The organism is Cryptosporangium sp. NPDC051539 (assembly GCF_044454545.1).
GTDB lineage: Bacteria > Actinomycetota > Actinomycetes > Mycobacteriales > Cryptosporangiaceae > Cryptosporangium.
In genome coordinates this window covers 481,204-497,064 of the sequence record NZ_JBITDV010000004.1, presented here as the reverse complement: position 1 = coordinate 497,064, position 15,861 = coordinate 481,204, and the positions used below count along the sequence as shown (strand labels likewise).

18 protein-coding genes are annotated in these 15,861 nt (G+C 73.3%); 17 read left to right on the top strand and 1 reads right to left on the bottom strand.

What is annotated here, in order from left to right:
• Positions 1-17 precede the first annotated feature (17 nt).
• From ACIBZJ_RS15975 to ACIBZJ_RS15965, 3 genes are read left to right on the top strand one after another with little or no spacing between them, the layout of a single operon-like run.
• Positions 18-1,409 (top strand): wax ester/triacylglycerol synthase family O-acyltransferase, encoded by a 1,392-nt coding sequence (locus ACIBZJ_RS15975; protein ID WP_395929996.1) that lies wholly within the window; start codon positions 18-20, stop codon positions 1,407-1,409.
• Positions 1,406-2,386, top strand: a complete 981-nt coding sequence (locus ACIBZJ_RS15970; protein ID WP_395929994.1) for a patatin-like phospholipase family protein — start codon at positions 1,406-1,408, stop codon at positions 2,384-2,386. The genes ACIBZJ_RS15975 and ACIBZJ_RS15970 overlap by 4 nt, the downstream gene beginning before the upstream one ends.
• Before the next feature lie 34 nt (positions 2,387-2,420).
• Positions 2,421-2,924 carry a DUF6912 family protein gene (locus ACIBZJ_RS15965; protein WP_395929992.1) on the top strand — a complete coding sequence of 168 codons (504 nt, stop codon included), beginning with the start codon at positions 2,421-2,423 and terminating at the stop codon, positions 2,922-2,924.
• Between the two features lie 68 nt (positions 2,925-2,992).
• Here the strand turns inward: ACIBZJ_RS15965 and ACIBZJ_RS15960 are convergent, their stop codons facing one another.
• On the bottom strand, positions 2,993-5,179 hold the full coding sequence (locus ACIBZJ_RS15960) for a hypothetical protein (protein WP_395929990.1): 2,187 nt from the start codon (positions 5,177-5,179) through the stop codon (positions 2,993-2,995).
• Between the two features lie 204 nt (positions 5,180-5,383).
• On the opposite strand from ACIBZJ_RS15960, the gene pruA reads away from it, so the two are divergent.
• From pruA to ACIBZJ_RS15890, 14 genes are all read left to right on the top strand, one after another.
• Complete coding sequence (pruA, locus tag ACIBZJ_RS15955; RefSeq protein WP_395929988.1) at positions 5,384-7,024, top strand: L-glutamate gamma-semialdehyde dehydrogenase; 1,641 nt, start codon at positions 5,384-5,386, stop codon at positions 7,022-7,024.
• Positions 7,025-7,146: 122 nt separating this feature from the next.
• Positions 7,147-8,988, top strand: a complete 1,842-nt coding sequence (locus ACIBZJ_RS15950; protein ID WP_395929986.1) for a protein kinase — start codon at positions 7,147-7,149, stop codon at positions 8,986-8,988.
• A 73-nt stretch (positions 8,989-9,061) separates the two neighbouring features.
• Positions 9,062-10,318 carry a CpaF family protein gene (locus ACIBZJ_RS15945; RefSeq protein ID WP_395929984.1) on the top strand — a complete coding sequence of 419 codons (1,257 nt, stop codon included), beginning with the start codon at positions 9,062-9,064 and terminating at the stop codon, positions 10,316-10,318.
• A gap of 1 nt (position 10,319) precedes the next feature.
• The gene (locus ACIBZJ_RS15940; protein ID WP_395929982.1) at positions 10,320-11,222 is read left to right on the top strand and encodes a type II secretion system F family protein; all 903 of its coding nucleotides are present in this window, start codon (positions 10,320-10,322) and stop codon (positions 11,220-11,222) included.
• Complete coding sequence (locus ACIBZJ_RS15935) at positions 11,219-12,118, top strand: type II secretion system F family protein (RefSeq protein WP_395929980.1); 900 nt, start codon at positions 11,219-11,221, stop codon at positions 12,116-12,118. The genes ACIBZJ_RS15940 and ACIBZJ_RS15935 overlap by 4 nt, the downstream gene beginning before the upstream one ends.
• A 43-nt stretch (positions 12,119-12,161) precedes the next feature.
• A complete protein-coding gene (locus ACIBZJ_RS15930; protein WP_395929978.1) occupies positions 12,162-12,617 on the top strand; it encodes a fluoride efflux transporter FluC in 456 nt (151 codons plus the stop codon).
• Positions 12,614-12,979: a fluoride efflux transporter FluC gene (locus tag ACIBZJ_RS15925; protein ID WP_395929976.1), complete on the top strand. Its 366-nt coding sequence runs from the start codon at positions 12,614-12,616 to the stop codon at positions 12,977-12,979. The genes ACIBZJ_RS15930 and ACIBZJ_RS15925 overlap by 4 nt, the downstream gene beginning before the upstream one ends.
• 86 nt (positions 12,980-13,065) lie before the next feature.
• Entirely contained in the window at positions 13,066-13,449 is a 384-nt protein-coding gene (locus ACIBZJ_RS15920) for a hypothetical protein (RefSeq protein WP_395929974.1), read from the top strand.
• Positions 13,450-13,561: 112 nt separating this feature from the next.
• Positions 13,562-13,756, top strand: coding sequence for a hypothetical protein (locus tag ACIBZJ_RS15915; RefSeq protein WP_395929972.1), 195 nt, complete (start codon positions 13,562-13,564; stop codon positions 13,754-13,756).
• Positions 13,757-13,789: 33 nt separating this feature from the next.
• Positions 13,790-14,155 (top strand): TadE/TadG family type IV pilus assembly protein, encoded by a 366-nt coding sequence (locus ACIBZJ_RS15910; RefSeq protein ID WP_395929970.1) that lies wholly within the window; start codon positions 13,790-13,792, stop codon positions 14,153-14,155.
• Complete coding sequence (locus ACIBZJ_RS15905) at positions 14,152-14,391, top strand: hypothetical protein (RefSeq protein ID WP_395929968.1); 240 nt, start codon at positions 14,152-14,154, stop codon at positions 14,389-14,391. The genes ACIBZJ_RS15910 and ACIBZJ_RS15905 overlap by 4 nt, the downstream gene beginning before the upstream one ends.
• Positions 14,392-14,436: 45 nt before the next feature.
• The gene (locus tag ACIBZJ_RS15900) at positions 14,437-14,706 is read left to right on the top strand and encodes a hypothetical protein (protein ID WP_395929966.1); all 270 of its coding nucleotides are present in this window, start codon (positions 14,437-14,439) and stop codon (positions 14,704-14,706) included.
• Positions 14,703-15,134: a pilus assembly protein TadG-related protein gene (locus tag ACIBZJ_RS15895; RefSeq protein ID WP_395929964.1), complete on the top strand. Its 432-nt coding sequence runs from the start codon at positions 14,703-14,705 to the stop codon at positions 15,132-15,134. Before ACIBZJ_RS15900 ends, ACIBZJ_RS15895 begins: the two co-directional genes overlap by 4 nt.
• 156 nt (positions 15,135-15,290) lie before the next feature.
• On the top strand, positions 15,291-15,812 hold the full coding sequence (locus ACIBZJ_RS15890) for a PadR family transcriptional regulator (protein WP_395929962.1): 522 nt from the start codon (positions 15,291-15,293) through the stop codon (positions 15,810-15,812).
• Positions 15,813-15,861 lie beyond the last annotated feature (49 nt).

Here is a 15,861-nt window from a genome sequence, read left to right as displayed (position 1 = left end):
TCGAGGAGGTGATCGTGATGTCCGATCGCCTCCAGCCGCTCGACGTCTCGTTCCTCTCCGCCGAGACGCCGAACACCCCGTTGCACGTCGGCGGCTTGGCCATTCTCGAGCCCGCGGCCACGGGGTTCGACGTCGCCGCGCTCCGCCGCCGGGTCGAGCAACGGATCGCGCTGGTGCCGCGTTTCCGGCGCCGCGTCCGCTGGGTGCCGGGCGGTCTGAGCCAGCCGGTCTGGGTCGACGATTCCCGCTTCGACCTCGCGTACCACGTCCGGCGCACCGGTCTACCGACTCCGGGCACCGACACCCAGCTGCGCGCACTCGTCGGCCGTCTGATCTCCGGTCACCTCGACCGGTCCCGCCCGCTCTGGGAGCTGTACCTGGTCGAGGGGCTCAGCGGCGGCCGGGTCGCGGTCGTCGCCAAGTCGCATCCCGCGCTCGTCGACGGGGTGGGCGGCGTCGACCTGCTCCACGTCCTGCTCGACGACAGCCCGGCCACCGCCGACGGCGTCACCCCGGCCTGGCGTCCCGACCCCGAGCCCGGGACGGCTGAGCTGGTCCTCGACGCTGCCGTCGATCTCGTCCGCCACCCGGTCGGTGCCATCACCTCCGGCGCGCAGCACGCCTGGTCGATGGCGGGCCGGGTGCTCGGCGCGACCGGCACCGGGCTGCTCGCGGCCGCCCGCCCGGCGCCGGCGAGCCCGCTGAACGTCGAGCCGGGCCGCCAGCGCCGGTTCGCGACCGCCCGTACCGACCTGGATCTGTACCGGCGCCTGGGCAAGCGGCCGAACACCACGGTCAACGACGTCGTACTGGCCACCGTCGCGGGCGCGCTGCGTTCCTGGCTGCTGTACCGGGGCGCTCCGGTGCCGCCGGACGCGGTCCTGCGCGCGCTGGTACCGACCAGCGTCCGCGGCGGGCCACCGGCCGCCTTCGGCGGTGACGTCGGCGAGGTCGGCAGCCGGGTCGCGACCTCGCTGGTCGACCTGCCGATCGGCGAGCCGAGCCCGGCGATCCGCCTCACCCAGATCGCCTATTCGATGCGCGCCCACGCCGAGCCCGGCCGCAAGGTCGGTGCGGACGCGCTGGTCCGGCTGTCGGGCTTCGCTCCCGCGACGCTGAACGCGATGGCCGCCCGCGCCGCCTCCGGGCTCTCCCGGCGGCTGTTCAACCTGGTCGTCACGAACGCTCCCGGCCCGCAGCGTCCGCTGTACGTGGCCGGCGCCCGGCTCCGCGAGATCTACCCGTTCGTCCCGCTCGCCTCCGGGCAGGCGGTCGCGATCGGAGTGACCTCGTACGACGGTCACGTCTACTACGGCCTGAACGCGGACTGGGACGCGATGGCCGATGTGGACGTGCTCGCCGGTCTGCTTACCGAATCCGTGGACGAGCTGACGGAGGCGACGCCATGACGCGACGTGGGTTGGTGATCGGCGCGGGTGGCGTGCTGGGCTTCGCCTGGGCGGCCGGTGCGCTGGCGGCGCTGGAGCGGGCCGAGGGCTTCGACTGCCGCTCGGTGGACGCGCTGGTCGGCACGTCCGCCGGGTCGATCCTGGCGTCGCTGCTGTCGTGCGGGGTACCGGTCGAGTCGATCGTCCGCCACCAGCAGGGCATCCCCGCGCCCGGCGACCCCGCCGTCGACTACGACGAGGACGTCGACGGCGCCGGGCCGGTGCCGCCGTGGCCCGCGCTCGCGTTCGGCTCGCCGGGGCTGCTCTGGCGCGCGGCCCGCCGTCCGGCGTCGATGTCGCCGATGGTGGCGTTGTCCGGCCTGCTGCCGCGTGGCCGTGCCGCGCATACCGGGGTCCGCCGGTTGATCGGCTCGGTGCTGCCTTGCGACGACTGGCCCGACCGGCCCCGCCCCTGGGTCGTCGCGATGGACTACGCGTCCGGCGAGCGGGTCGTGTTCGGCCGGGACGGCGCTCCGGAGGCCACGCTGGCCGACGCGGTCAGCGCCTCCTGCGCGGTGCCCGGCTGGTTCGCTCCGGTCCGGATCGGTGGCCGGCCCTACGTCGACGGTGGCACGTACTCGACCGCGTCGGCCGACCTGCTGGCCGGCTGCGAGCTCGACGAGGTCTTCGTCCTGACGCCGATGGCCTCGTTCGCCTACGACGCTCCGGCGTCGTTCGCCGGCAAGCTCGAGCGGCGGGTCCGCCGGTCGCTCACCGCGCGGCTGCTCCGCGAGGCGGAGGTGCTGCGTGCCTCCGGCACCCGGGTCACGCTCCTCGGACCCGGTCCGGAGGACCTCACCGCGATCGGTTCCAACTTGATGGACGCCCGGCGACGCGAGTCGGTGCTGCACACTTCTCTGCGGACGTCAGGAGCAGCGCTACGGCCCGCACCGGCGACGCGGCGGCTGCGGGCAGTGCCGTTCGACATCGCCGGTTGACAGTGCGTCCGCGGCGCTCGTGCACACTGTGGGGATGCGGATCTACCTGCCGGCGACGTTGGCGATGCTCCACCTGGTCGAGTCCGACAAGGAGGTCGGACCGGCGCCGCTGACGGCGTTCGCGGTCACGCCCGCGCTGCGCGAGTGGTATCTCGACGACGACGAAGAGGTGCTGGAGTACGCGGCGTTCTCGCAGGCCGCCCGGGCGTCGTTGCGGCTGCTCGACAACGACCCGTCAGCGCCCCGTCGCCGGGTCGTGCTGTCCGCGGACGTGCCGGACGGGGAGCTGACGCCCTACCCCGACCTCGAACGGGCGGTCGTGCGGACCGCCGGCCCGGTGTCGCTCGACCGGCTCGCGTCGATCCACGTCGACGGCGCGGACGCCGAGGCGGACGTCGCCTCGGCCGCCCGCGTGATCATGGACGCCGACCTCGGGGACGAGGACGCCCAGTTCACCGTCGACGGGACGGACGACTACGAGCTCGAGTGGTACGGAGTGCAGGAGCTCCCGGCTCTGCTCGAGTCCTTCCCGGCGTAGTCCTGGCCCGCCCGCCGGCCGGCCGGACCGGCGGCCGGACCGGCGGGCGGGGCTGCTCGTGGTTGGGGCTAGCGGCCGTGGGTGGAGGTCACGGCTCGGGGGGAGCCGCCGCCGCCCTGCGGTAGCGGCCGGGTGGGCGACTCGTCCGCGGGCGGTATCACCTCTCCGGCCCCGGAGTCGGCGGCCGCCGGATCGGGCTGCCTCGGCAACGGCACCGTGGGCGCACCGGCCGGATCCGGAGCCCCCGCCTGCGGCGGCAACCCGGTCTCACCGAGCCGAGCCCCCGCCGACGGTGCGCCCGCCTGACCCTCCGACGGCGGAGCCCCGTGGCGAGGCGTCTCCCACGGCTGTGCGGTGGGCGCGCCGGTTTCGGCCGGTGCGGTCTGCCGGAGTGCCTCCCACCGTCCTGCGGTGGGTTCGGTGGCCGGGGGCGGCGCGCTGTGGCGGGGTGCCTGCCAAGGCTGGGCGGTCGGCTCGTCGGCCTGGGCCGGTGGGACTTGGCGGAGTGCTTCCCAGGGCCCCGCGGCCGGTTCGATGGCCGGGGCGGGTGCGCCCGGGTGGGGTGTCGGCCACGGCTGTGCGGTGGGCGCGTCGGTTTCGGCCGGTGCGGTCTGCCGGAGTGCGTCCCACCGTCCTGGGGCGGGCTGGGCGGCCGGAGCGGGCTGGGCGGCCGGGGTCGGCCAGGGCTGTGCGGCCGTCCGGGCGCCCTGGTGGGGCGCCTCCTGTAGCGGTGGGGCGGGCTCGGCCGCTCGGGCTGCCGTGCCGGGCTCAGCCGACTGCGGCGGCGCGGCTGGGGCCGCCTGCGGGGGCGCGTACCACGGCTGTTCGGTCGACTGAAGTGCCTGCGACCGCTGCTGAGGTGCGTACCAGGGCTGCGGGGCGAGCGGCTGGGTGGGCTGGTCCACCGGCGTAGCCGGTTGCGCGGACGGCCACGTCTGTTCGGCCGGCTGCGCCGAGGAGGCAGGCTCCGCCGGGAAGCCGGACTGGGCCGGGAAGGTGGGCTGCGGCGACGGCCACGTCTGTGCGGCCAGCGGTGGTGGGGCGGCCGGGGAGGCGGACGACGGGAACACGGAGCGGGCCGCGGCGGCTTCGTTCGTGGCCGCGGCGTCGTTGGCCGCTGCCTGCGCGGCCGCCGCGCGGGCGATCGCGGCCTGCAGGGCAGCGATCTGGGTGGCGCCGGTCTGCTCGGCCGCGTCCCGGGCCGCAGCGGCCTGCGCCGCCGCCTTCTCGGCCGCATCCGCCTGCTCGACCAACGCCTGGGCCGCCGCGGCCTGCTGCGCGGACGCCGGAGGCGCACCGGCCTCGGCCGCAGCCGCCTGCGTCGCCGTGGCGCGAGCGGCCAACGCGTGCGCGGCAGCGCTCTCCGCGGCCTGGCGAGCCTCGATCGCCGCCCGGAGCCGAGCCGCCCGGCGCGCCCGCCCGGCGAAGTACGCGGCGATGCCACCGGCCACCACCATCACGAGCAGCTGCACGCCGTGCCCGCGAGCAGCCTGCGCCAGCGCGTCGCCCTTCGCCGGGTCGTCGACCATGAGCCACGCCAGCAGCTCCGCGAGGTCACCGATCACCACCAGCGCGGCCGGGAACCACCCGACGATCAGCCAGTGCGACCACCACGTCCGCTGGCGCCGCCGCGAGAGCCACCACACACCGGCCACCGCACCGACCGCGGACGAGATCGCCCAGTTCACCGTGCTGACGCCCAGCGGCGTCCCGTGCCCGGGCGTGGCCGGGGCGAGCGTGAGCACCGAGATGACGGCCTGCCCGAAGAGGTTCACCAGCGTCGCCGCGAACGTCGACACCAGCCCGCCGAGCACGGCCCCGCCGGCCCGCACCCCACCGACGACACCACCGAGAATCGCGGCGACGAACACCGCGACCACCATCGGATAGGTGGCGTCGGCATCGTCGAGCGACTTGGACGCCCAGCACAGCATCGCGAACACCGTGCCGGCCACGCTGGCCGCCGCGATACCGGTGCCGAGGCTCTGTGGCGTCGTACTACCGGATTTCTGTTGCATCCGACGCCACCAGGCGCCGTTGGCACTGGCGGCGGCGCCGGCGAAGGCGGCCGCGAAGGCGACGGTCGCGCCCTGGATCGCGACCCACCAACCTGCTCTCTCGCCGTTGACGACGTCGACCGAGGTCGCCGCGACAAGCTGGAGAACTGCGAGTACCGCGGAGGAGACGACCAGAAGCTGAACGGTGGTTCGACCGGGTTCGGTGAGCGGGTGGGCGGGCGCAGGGCCGGACTCCACGTCGACTCCCTTCTGAACAGGAGCGGACACGGTCTACAGGCGCATCTTAGGTATCGAGGATCAGCACTCGGCAGTCTGCCCCACAGCCGATTGATCCCCAAAGCCGCTGGATAGCACCGTCATTACAGAACGATCGAGATCGGATGTGCCCGATAGAGTGCTAACCGCCGCACTCCACTCGGGCCTACGCGGAGGTGACCACACATGGACGGCGTCACCCGGGTACCGGAACCGGTCAACGAGCCGGTCCGGAGCTACGCACCGGGCAGCGTGGAGGCTCTCACCCTCCACGCTGCTCTGGAAACGGTCGACGACCAGCGGGAAGACCTCACTCAGACGATCGGCGGCGCCACCCGTTGGGGCGGCGGTGACGAAGTGCCGGTGGTCCAGCCACATGCGCATGCCCATCTTCTCGGAACCTTGCGGCAGGCTACGCGGGAAGACGTGACCGACGCGATCAGCGCTGCGGCCCAGGCGGCCCCGGCCTGGCAGGCGATGCCGTTCGCCGATCGGGCCGCGATCTTCCTCCGGGCGGCCGACCTGATCGCCGGGCCCTGGCGCGACCGGCTGAACGCCGCCACGATGCTCGGCCAGTCGAAGACGGTCCAGCAGGCCGAGATCGACTCCGCCTGTGAGCTGATCGACTTCCTGCGGTTCAACGTGCACTACGGCGAGCGGATCCTGGCCGAGCAGCCCGCCTCCGGCGGCGGCGCCTGGAACCGGTTCGACCATCGCCCGCTGGAAGGGTTCGTGCTGGCGATCGCCCCCTTCAACTTCACCGCGATCGCCGGCAACCTGCCGACGGCCCCGGCGCTGATGGGCAACACCGTGCTGTGGAAGCCCTCGCCCACCCAGCAGCTCTCGGCCCATTACTTCATGCGGATCCTCACCGAGGCCGGGCTGCCGCCGGGCGTCATCAACTTGCTGACCGGTGACGGAGCGGCGGTGTCCGAGGTCGCGCTCTCCGACCGCAACCTGGCCGGAATCCACTTCACCGGCTCGACCCGGACGTTCCGCTACCTCTGGGAGGCGGTCGGGCGGAATCTCGATCGGTATGCCGCGTATCCACGCCTGGTCGGCGAGACCGGCGGCAAGGATTTCGTCGTCGCGCACCCGTCGTCGGACGTGGATGCGCTGCACACCGCGCTGGTCCGGGGCGCGTTCGAGTACCAGGGGCAGAAGTGCTCGGCGGCGTCCCGGGCGTATCTGCCGCGGTCGCTCTGGGAGGCCGGCGGCCTGCGCGATCGGCTGGCGACGACGGTCGAGGAGCTCGAGTACGGCGACGTCCGTGACTTCCGTCACTTCGGCGGCGCGGTGATCGACCGACGGGCGTTCGACCGGCTCCGGGACGTGCTGGGCAAGCTCTCGGCCGACCCGTCCTGCACGATGCTGGCCGGTGGCACGACCGACGACAGCGTCGGCTGGTTCGTGCGGCCGACCGTGGTCGTGGGCACCGATCCGGCCCACGAACTGTTCCGCACCGAGTACTTCGGCCCGCTGCTCGGCGTCCACGTGTACGACGACACCGGGAGCGAAGCGTTCGACGACGTCCTCGACCTGGCCGCGGACAGCACCCCGTACGCGCTGACCGGGTCCGTCTTCGGACGCGACCGCGAGGCGCTCGTGCGGGCCACCGAACGGCTGCGGTTCGCGGCCGGCAATTTTTACCTGAACGACAAACCGACCGGTGCGGTCGTCGGGCAGCAACCGTTCGGCGGGGCCCGCGCGTCCGGCACCAACGACAAGGCGGGTTCGATCTTCAACCTGCTCCGCTGGGTCAGCCCCCGCACGATCAAGGAAACCTTCGTCCCCGCCACCGACCACGGCTACCCGCACATGGGCTGACGTGTCGGGTCGCCGACGCGGGGCGGGGAGTGGCACGAATCCGGGAGACCGTGCGGGCGGCCCGTTTGCATACTCGGGTTGCGGGCGTCTCCTCGGCGTCCGGTACCCGAAGGGACGACGCCGTGACCACGCCTCTAGGCAGCCGATACGAACTGGTCGACAAGATCGCCGGCGGTGCCACTGGTTCGGTGTGGCGCGCCCGGGTCATCAAGACCGGCGAGCTCGTCGCGGCGAAGCAGATCCGCGCCGAGCTGGCTTCCGATGCCGACGTCGTCGACCGGTTCCTCCGGGAGCGGCGGGTGCTGACGTCGATCACGCACCCGGCCGTCGTCCGCATGCGTGATCTGGTCGTCGAGGGGGACCAGATCACGCTCGTCATGGACCTGGTCGACGGCGCCGACCTGCGCCACGCGCTGGCGGCCTCGGGGACGTTCGCGCCGACGTCCGCCGCGCTGACCGCCGCGACGATCGCGGACGCGTTGGCGGCCGCCCACGCGGCCGGCATCGTGCACGCGGACGTCAAGCCCGCGAACGTGCTGGTGCCCGCGGACGGCGGGCCGGTGCGGCTGGCCGACTTCGGGGTGTCCCGGCTGGTCCGGGGTCCGGCGCCGCTCAGCTACGGCACGCCGGAGTACATCGCGCCGGAGGTCGTGCAGGGGCACGCGTCGATTCCGGCGAGTGACGTGTACGGGCTCGGCATCCTGTTCTACGAGCTGCTGACCGGCACCACGCCGTACCGCGGCGGGACCTCGTCCGAGGTGATGAACCGGCACGTCACGGCCCGGCCGATCTGGACCGACGCGACGGTGCCCGCGGTCCGTCCGCTGCTCACCGCGTGCCTGCGGCGCGACCCGCTCGGCCGTCCGAGCGCCGAGTCGCTCGCCGCCGACCTGCGGGAGCTCGCGGCCACGCTGGCCGGCCTGCCCGCGGCGGCGCTGCTGCCCGAGGGGACGCCGCACTACCAGGAGGTGCCGGTGGCCGCGGTGGGTGAGGTTCTGCCGGACGACCGGGTCACGTCGGTGCTGCCGTCGAAGCCCGGCTCGGTCCGGCCCAGCCCGACGCTGGCGATGCCCGCTGCGGCGCAGCCGGTGTCGTCGAACCTGGAGGTGCCGTCGAGTCCGGCGGCGCCGTTCGAGCCGGTCGCGGCGGCGGCTCCGCTGAGCCCGGCGGCTCCGGCCGCGTGGGCCGGCGCGTCCGGCCCGGTGCCGAACCCGGTGAGCCCCGCGCCCCCGGTGAGCCCTGAGCTCCCGGTGAGCCTCGCGCCCGCGGTGAACCCCGCCTGGTCGAGCCCGGCGGCCCCGGCCGCCCTCAGCATCCCGCCTGCCCCGGCGGCCTGGGGCACTCCCGCCCCGGCGGGCACTCCCGCCCCGGCGGGAAGCCCCGCCCCGGCGGGAAGCCCGCCGCCCTGGGGCAGCCCGGCCGTAGCGGGCAGCCCGGCCGTAGCCGGCAGCCCGGCCGCGTTCGGCGGGCCGGGGATCCCGGCGGCGCGGAACGCCGACTTCCGCCCGGGTGCGCCCGCCGCCTTCGGCGCCCCCGGCTACAGCGGCCCGGGCGGCCCCGGCGGCCCGGGGCTTCCGCCTCCGCCGCCCTGGGCGACCCCGGCGCCACCCCGGCGGCACCGCCGCTGGCCCCTGGTGCTCAGCCTCTCCGCCGCCTGCGTCGTCACGCTCGCCGCGGTCGCGTTCGGCGTCCTCTGGTCCGGAGTCCTGACCACCGACAACAACAAGACCGCGGTCCGCCCGGCCCCCGTCCCGACGCACACGCAGCCGATCCCGTCGATGCCGAAGAACCCGTTCCCGACCCCGACCCGCCCCGACGGCACCGGCCCGAAGACCCCGGACGGCGCCCCGCCGACCGACATCCCCGGCCTGCCCAAGCCCGGCCAGACGATGCCGAAGCCCCCCAGCCAGATGACCCCGTCCCCGGGCGGCAGCGACGGAATCGGCGCCCCGTTCGACACCTGAGTTATCCACATCCCGGTAACACCCGGTATCCGAATCGCTACCGTCGATTCACGAGCCGGACCGGGGAGGTGAGGTGTCCAGCGCCGACGAGATCGTCCACCGGCAAGTACGCGAGCTGGTCCGCCTGCGCGGGGTCGACCCGCTCGGCGATCCGGCCGCGGTCAGCGGCCTGATCGACGAGGTCCTGGCCGCCCACGCCGACCGAGCGGCCGGCGGCGTCGTCGAGGCGCTCGGAGACCCGCCCGGGATCCGGCGCACGGTCCTCGACGCGGTCGCGGGCCTCGGCCCGCTCCAGCGCTTCCTCGACGACCCGACGGTCGAGGAGATCTGGGTCAACGGCCCCGGCCGGGTGTTCGTCGCCCGCAGCGGACGCTCCGAGCTGACCACGACGATCCTGGCGCCCGGCCAGATCGAGGAACTCGTCCAGCGGGCGCTGGAGCGCACCGGCCGGCGGGTCGACCTGTCGACGCCGTTCGTCGACGCGATGCTGTCCGACGGCTCGCGTCTGCACGTCGTCATCCCGGACGTGACGCGCGAGCACTGGGCGGTCAACATCCGGAAGTTCGTGGCCCGGGCGCACACGCTGGCCGAACTGATCCCGCTCGGCACGCTGACCCCGCACTCCGGGCGGTTCCTGGAAGCCTCCATCGTGGCCGGTCTCAACGTCATCGTCAGCGGCGGCACGCAGACCGGCAAGACCACGCTGCTGAACTGCCTCGCCGGAGCGATCCCCCCGTCGGAGCGGGTGATCAGCTGCGAGGAGGTCTTCGAGCTCCAGTTGCGTCACCACCCCGATTGGGTCGCGCTCCAGACGCGGCAGCCCAACCTCGAGGGAGCGGGCCAGATCCCGTTGCGCCGGTTGGTCACCGAGGCGCTGCGGATGCGTCCGGACCGGCTGATCGTCGGTGAGGTGCGGCAGGCCGAGGCGCTCGACCTGCTGATCGCGCTGAACGCCGGGTTGCCGGGGCTCTGTTCGGTGCACGCGAACTCGGCGCGGCAGGCCGTGACCAAGCTCTGCACGCTCCCGCTGCTGGCCGGCGAGAACGTGCATCCGTCGTTCGTGGTGCCGACGGTGGCGACGTGCGTCGACCTCGTCGTCCACCTGGAGATGACGGCGGCCGGAACCCGGACGGTGCGGGAGATCGTCGCGGTCGGCGGCCGGAGCGGCGACGGTGCGATCGAGACCGCCGAGATCTTCACGTCCGTCGGCGGCGAGCTGACCCGCGCGGACGGCTTCCCGCCCCACGGCGAGCGCTACGCCCGGGCCGGGGTGGACCTTCCGGCCCTGCTCGCGCCGCGCAGCGGCCTCCCGGCCCCCAGGTCGGCCTGACGTGGGCGCCGTCGTCGGCCTCGCGTTCGCCGGTGGACTCCTGCTCCTGTTCGGACGCCGCCCCGCGCGCCGTCGTCGCCGCGGCCCCGACCGGGCCGACGCGAGCCGTGCAGCCGGCGGGCCCGGCCGGGTGCTGTCCGGGTGGGCCGCGCGGCGGGCCGGGATGCTGGCGGCGGCCGGGCTGCCGGGGGTCGGCGCCGGGCAGTTGCTCGGGGCACAGGCCGCCGCGGCACTGTCGGCCGGTGCGATCGCGTTCGTGGTGACCGGGAGCACCTCGATCGGGGTGTGCTTCGGGGTGTTCGGGTTTCTCGGGCCGGTGGCGCTGGTGCGGCGGCTGCGGGCCAACCGGGCCCGCGAGCTCCGGGACGCCTGGCCGGACGTCGTCGACAACCTGGCTTCGGCGGTGCGCGCGGGCTTGTCGCTCCCGGAGGCGGTGAGCGCGATCGCCGAGCGCGGCCCCGCACCGCTGCGTCCGGCGTTCGCGCGCTTCGCCGCCGATCATCGCGCGACCGGCCAGTTCCTGGTCTGCCTCGACCGTCTCAAGGACGACCTGTCCGATCCGGTCGCCGACCGGATCTGCGAAGCGCTCCGGGTGGCCCGCGAGGTCGGCGGCACCGACCTCGGCCGCCTCCTCCGCACGCTGGCCGGGTTCCTCCGCGAGGACGCCCGGATCCGGGCCGAGCTCGAGACCCGCCAGGGCTGGACGGTCAACGCGGCCCGGCTGGCGGTGGCCGGGCCCTGGCTCGTGCTGGTGCTGCTCGCGACCCAGTCGACGACGCTCACCGTGTTCGACCGCGGCTCGGGACGGTTGCTGCTGGCCGTCGGGGGAGCCCTGACCGTGCTGGCCTACCGCCTGATGCTGCGGATCGGACACCTGCCCGACGAGCGCCGGGTGCTCGCATGAGCGCGGCCGGTGCCGTGATCGGGCTCGGGCTGGCGCTCGGCATTCTGCTCGTCGCGCGGGGAGTTCCGCCGGCCCGCCGCCCCCGCCTGGAGGACCGCCTGGCCCCGTACCTGGGCCGGGCGGAAGTGACCCGGGTGGCCCTCGGCGCCGCGAAAGGCCCCGACCGGTCCTGGGCCGCGGCGGCGCGATCGGTCGCCGAACTGCTCGATCGCCTCCTCGGCGGCGGCCGAGCGGTCCAACGCCGCCTCGTCGCTTCCGGCCGGCCCCCCGCGGTGGTCGGTTTTCGCGCCGAGCAGGTGCGGTGGGGCGCGATCGGGCTGGTCAGTGGGGTCGTCCTGGCTGCGGCCACCGGCCGCCTCCCCGGGCTGGGCGTGCTCGGAGCGCTCGGTGCGGCCGGCGGCGTGCTGGGGCGGGACTGGTGGCTCTCGGTCCAGGTACGCCGCCGATCCGACGCGATGCGCGCCGAGCTCCCGGTGGTCGCCGAACTGCTCGCGCTGGCGGTCACCGCCGGCGAGGCACCGGCCGCCGCCCTGCGCCGCGTCAGCGAGACCGGCCGCGGCGAACTCAGCCGCGAGCTGGCCCGGGCTCTCGGCGAGAGCCGCTCCGGCGCCGGCCTGATCACCGCACTCGAAGCGCTCGCCGCCCGGGCGGCGTCCGAACCGCTGGCCCGGTTCGTCGACGGGATCGTGATCGCGCTCGAGCGGGGCACCCCGCTCGCCGAGGTACTCCGCGCCCAGGCCGCCGACGCCCGCGAGGCCGAGAAACGCTCGCTCCTCGCGGCCGGCGGGCGACGCGAGATCGCGATGATGATTCCGGTCGTGTTCCTGATCCTGCCGGTCACGGTTCTGTTCGCGCTCTATCCGGGCCTGGTCTCGATCAGCACGCTCACCCGTTAGCCGGCGCTCGCCCGGCCCGCGTTACCGTGCCCGGGGAGGACCGATGAGTGAACCAACCATGCCCGCCGATGCCGACGTCGACCTCGAGATCCTGGCGCAGCGGCGTGAGCACGTCTGGCCGGTCCTGGGCGCGGTATCGGCCGGCGGCGTTCTCGGAGCGCTCGCCCGCTACGGGATTTCGACCGCCTGGCCCCACGGCCCGGATCAGTTCGCCTGGTCGACGCTGGTCGTCAACGTGTCGGGCTGCTTTCTGATCGGCGTCCTCATGGTGGTGGTGACCGAGGTGTACCCCCAGCGGACGCTGCTGCGGCCGTTCCTCGGCGTCGGGTTCCTCGGCGGGTTCACGACGTTCTCGACCTACGTGGTGGACGCCGGACGCAACGCGACCGCGGGCGCGGCCGCCGTCGGGCTCGTGTATCTCGCGGTGACCGTGGTCGCCGCGTTGGTGGCGGTCTGGGCCGGGAGCGGCATCACCGGGTGGCTGGTGGCGCGGCGATGACCGTGCTGCTGGTGGCGCTCGGGGCGGCGGTCGGGGCACCCTTGCGGTACCTGACCGACCGGGCCGTCCAGGCGATCGTCGGCCCCGGCTACCCCTGGGGGACGTTCACGGTCAACGTCGCCGGGTCGCTGGTCCTCGGGTTCGTCGCCGGGCGGCCGGCGTCGGCCGGGGTGACCGCGCTGGTCGGCACCGGGTTCTGCGGCGCGCTCACCACGTACTCGACGTTCAGCTACGAGGTACTGCGGCTCGCGCAGGGCCGAGCGCGGTTCCTGTCGGTCGCATACGTCGTGGCGACGCTCTTCGCGGCCTTCGGCGCGGCCGCCGTCGGCCTCGTACTGTCTAGGGCTATTGGTGAACTTTAGGCTCTTTGCGGCTTCCGTCCGCATCCAGGTTTGACCGCCGTTTTGCCGGGCACGAGACCAGGGACGACGAGAAGGAGGCTGTTCCGATGGTCGACGTCCGTAAGGATGAGCACGGTTTCTCGGAATCCGAGCCGGGCTTCGACGCCGAGCGCGTCGAGCGAGCTCGCCTGGTCGACGCGTTCCTCGCCGCGATGGGGGAGGCCGACAACCCCGGGACGTCGCGGAAGTTCGGGTCGTTCATGCGTGAGCTGACCGGTCAGCAACAAGACCGGTTCTGGGAGACCAAGGTCGAGGGCGACGACGACGGTGTGCTCGTGTTCGCCGACGGGCGGCACGGCTGGGAGCGCAGCTTCCGCTACTCGGACCGTCCGATGAGCCCCGACGACGAGATCTCCCCGGAGCGGCTCGCCGACGCACTGCGAGCGATTCTCGACGGGAACGGGGTGGCCCGGCCGGCCGAACTGGCCTGATCGGGTCCCGGCCGTCCACAGGTTGCCCGAAGCCCTCGCGGAGCGCGTACGTGATCCCTACCCTCGGTATCGGGGCCATGGGAACTCGCGTCGAGCGCTCGGAGGGCGTCCCATGCTGCCTCCTCTGTTCTGGCTGTTCTGCCGCCTGCGTGCCCCACGGGGCGACCGTGGAGACGTCCCCGGCTGGGTGATGGTCACGGTCATGACCGCGGGGCTGGTCGCGGCGGTGTTCGCGGTGTTCCGCGACGCGATCGTCACCGCGGTGCAGACCGCGCTCGATCAGGTGGTCTCGGATACCGGGCGGTAATCGGTGCTCCGCGGCGACCGCGGGTCTGCGGTAGTGGAGTTTTCGCTGGTCACAGTCGTTCTGCTGGGCCTGTTGCTGGGCGTCCTGCAGGTCGCGGTGTACCTGTACGTGCGCACGATCGTCGTGGCGAGCGCCGCTGAAGGCGCACGGTACGCGGCCAATGCCGACGTCGGGCCGGACGCCGGAGCGGCGCGGGCGCACGACATCCTCCGCCGCGGCGCGGGGCGGAACGTCGCCGATCACCTCGTGTGCGCCGGGAGCGAGGAGGTCGCGCCGAACGGCCTGCGCCTGGCCCGGGTCGACTGCACCGGTGCCCTTCCGGTGTTCTTCGCGCCCCTGGGCGCGGTGCTTCCCCTCCACGCCACGGCCCGCGCCGTCGAGGAGGCCGAGCCGTCATGACGTCCCCATTCACCCCATGTCGCACCACCGTGCCGCCGCCGGAGGGTGTGCGTCCGCGGGAGGCTCGGCCCGGGCACCGGCGGCCTCGTGGCGACGACGGGTCGGCGATCATCGAGTTCGTCTGGGGTGGCGTGCTGCTCCTCGTCCCCCTGCTCTACGTCGTCCTCGCCGTCTTCGAGGTCCAGCGGAACGCTTTCGCGGTCACCGAGGCGGCTCGCGAAGCGGGCCGCGCCTAGAGCACGGACGACCCCGCGGCCGCGATCGAACGCGCGTCCTCCGCGGTGCGGCTCGCGACCGAGGACCAGGGCCTGACCGGGCCGGCCGAGCTGCGCTGGGGCCCGGTCGGCGCCGGTTGCGACGGCCCGCGCCTCACCCTGGACTCGACGGTTAACCCCGTGAACGGCCCGCCGCTCGATCCCGGCTCGCGCTTCGAGCTCTGCGTCCGGCGCGTCTACCGCCTGCCGGGCGTTCCGACGATGGTCGACGCCGGTCGCAACGTCATCGAAGCCAGGTACGTCGTCACGATTGACGGCGCGCGGAGCGGGCAGTGATCCGGCGGGCGCGGGACGACGGCAGCCTGCAGCCGCTGATCCTCCTCTGTGTCGCGGTCGCGTTGCTCCTGATCGCGGGCGTGGCGACTGCATCCACTGCATTCCTCGCCCAGCGGGACCTCCAGTCCTGGTGCGACGCCGCTGCGCTCGCGACCGCAGGCGGCACAAGCGACGCAGCAGCGTACATAAGCGGTACGGAACCGTCCGATCACGCGTCCGTCACATACCAGGAAGCAGCCCCTGAGCTGCAGCGCTACCTGAAAGGTATACAAAAAGAGGAGGTTGACGTCGCGCTCAACGTGCAAAATGATCAGATAGTGCTGGTCTGTGTGCGTATGGTGCCTCTCCCGTTCGGACGGTTGTTCGGAAAGCCGAATGGCATCGAGAGGGTCGCTACAAGCTCTGCGCGAGTATTCTGGAAGACCTGATCGGACCGTGACCGGCGCTTGTCGACGTTCGTAGACTCGCGCGGTGGGGGTTGGTAGCGCCCCCGATGACCTGGGAACTGTCCGACTTGTGACGGGTTCCACTTTGGAAGGCGTGGCGTATGGCGCGACCGCCCGAATCGTGTCACCGTGGCTAACATGGCGGAGAAAGGTCTCAATGCGACGGCAGCTGCACTACTTGGGCTGCTGCACGAAGGTCCGATGACAGGTGGCCAGCTCATGGCCACTGCAGAGAACAGATTGGGTCCGTTCTGGACCACTACTCGAAGCCAGGTATACCGCGAGTTGCCGGTCCTGGCCGAGAAGGGGTTCGTTCGGCTAGGTAGACCCGGCCCCCGCTCCTCCCAGCCCTATGCGATCACCGCATCCGGCAAGCGGGTGTTCGCGAAGTGGCTGAGCGAGGATGCGGGGCGAGACCAGTTGCGCAACCCGCTGATGTTGCGGGCTGCTTTCGGGTCCTTGCACAAACCGCAGCAGCTCCAGGAGCTGTACGCGGAACGCCGGGAGGAGCACAACGCGCGGCTCGCCGAGCTCCGGGAGGAGCTCAAGGAGGTGAAGAAGCGGGACGACTCGTTCCAGGTAGCCACCCTGGAGTTCGCGATCTCGTACCAGCGTTCGATCCTGAAGTGGCTCGACAGTGCTCCGGGGATGTCCAGCTAGAGAACGAGGCGACCGGTCGTTCCCGGCCGCGCGCAGCTGCCGGGAGGGG

Coding starts and splice junctions, on each gene's coding strand:
- ACIBZJ_RS15970 (WP_395929994.1), top strand. CDS start 1,406: ATGACGCGACGTGGGTTGGTGATCGGCGCGGGTGGCGTGCTGGGCTTC.
- ACIBZJ_RS15935 (WP_395929980.1), top strand. CDS start 11,219: ATGAGCGCGGCCGGTGCCGTGATCGGGCTCGGGCTGGCGCTCGGCATT.
- ACIBZJ_RS15905 (WP_395929968.1), top strand. CDS start 14,152: ATGACGTCCCCATTCACCCCATGTCGCACCACCGTGCCGCCGCCGGAG.
- pruA (WP_395929988.1), top strand. CDS start 5,384: ATGGACGGCGTCACCCGGGTACCGGAACCGGTCAACGAGCCGGTCCGG.
- ACIBZJ_RS15890 (WP_395929962.1), top strand. CDS start 15,291: ATGGCGGAGAAAGGTCTCAATGCGACGGCAGCTGCACTACTTGGGCTG.
- ACIBZJ_RS15930 (WP_395929978.1), top strand. CDS start 12,162: ATGAGTGAACCAACCATGCCCGCCGATGCCGACGTCGACCTCGAGATC.
- ACIBZJ_RS15915 (WP_395929972.1), top strand. CDS start 13,562: ATGCTGCCTCCTCTGTTCTGGCTGTTCTGCCGCCTGCGTGCCCCACGG.
- ACIBZJ_RS15920 (WP_395929974.1), top strand. CDS start 13,066: ATGGTCGACGTCCGTAAGGATGAGCACGGTTTCTCGGAATCCGAGCCG.
- ACIBZJ_RS15975 (WP_395929996.1), top strand. CDS start 18: ATGTCCGATCGCCTCCAGCCGCTCGACGTCTCGTTCCTCTCCGCCGAG.
- ACIBZJ_RS15925 (WP_395929976.1), top strand. CDS start 12,614: ATGACCGTGCTGCTGGTGGCGCTCGGGGCGGCGGTCGGGGCACCCTTG.
- ACIBZJ_RS15965 (WP_395929992.1), top strand. CDS start 2,421: ATGCGGATCTACCTGCCGGCGACGTTGGCGATGCTCCACCTGGTCGAG.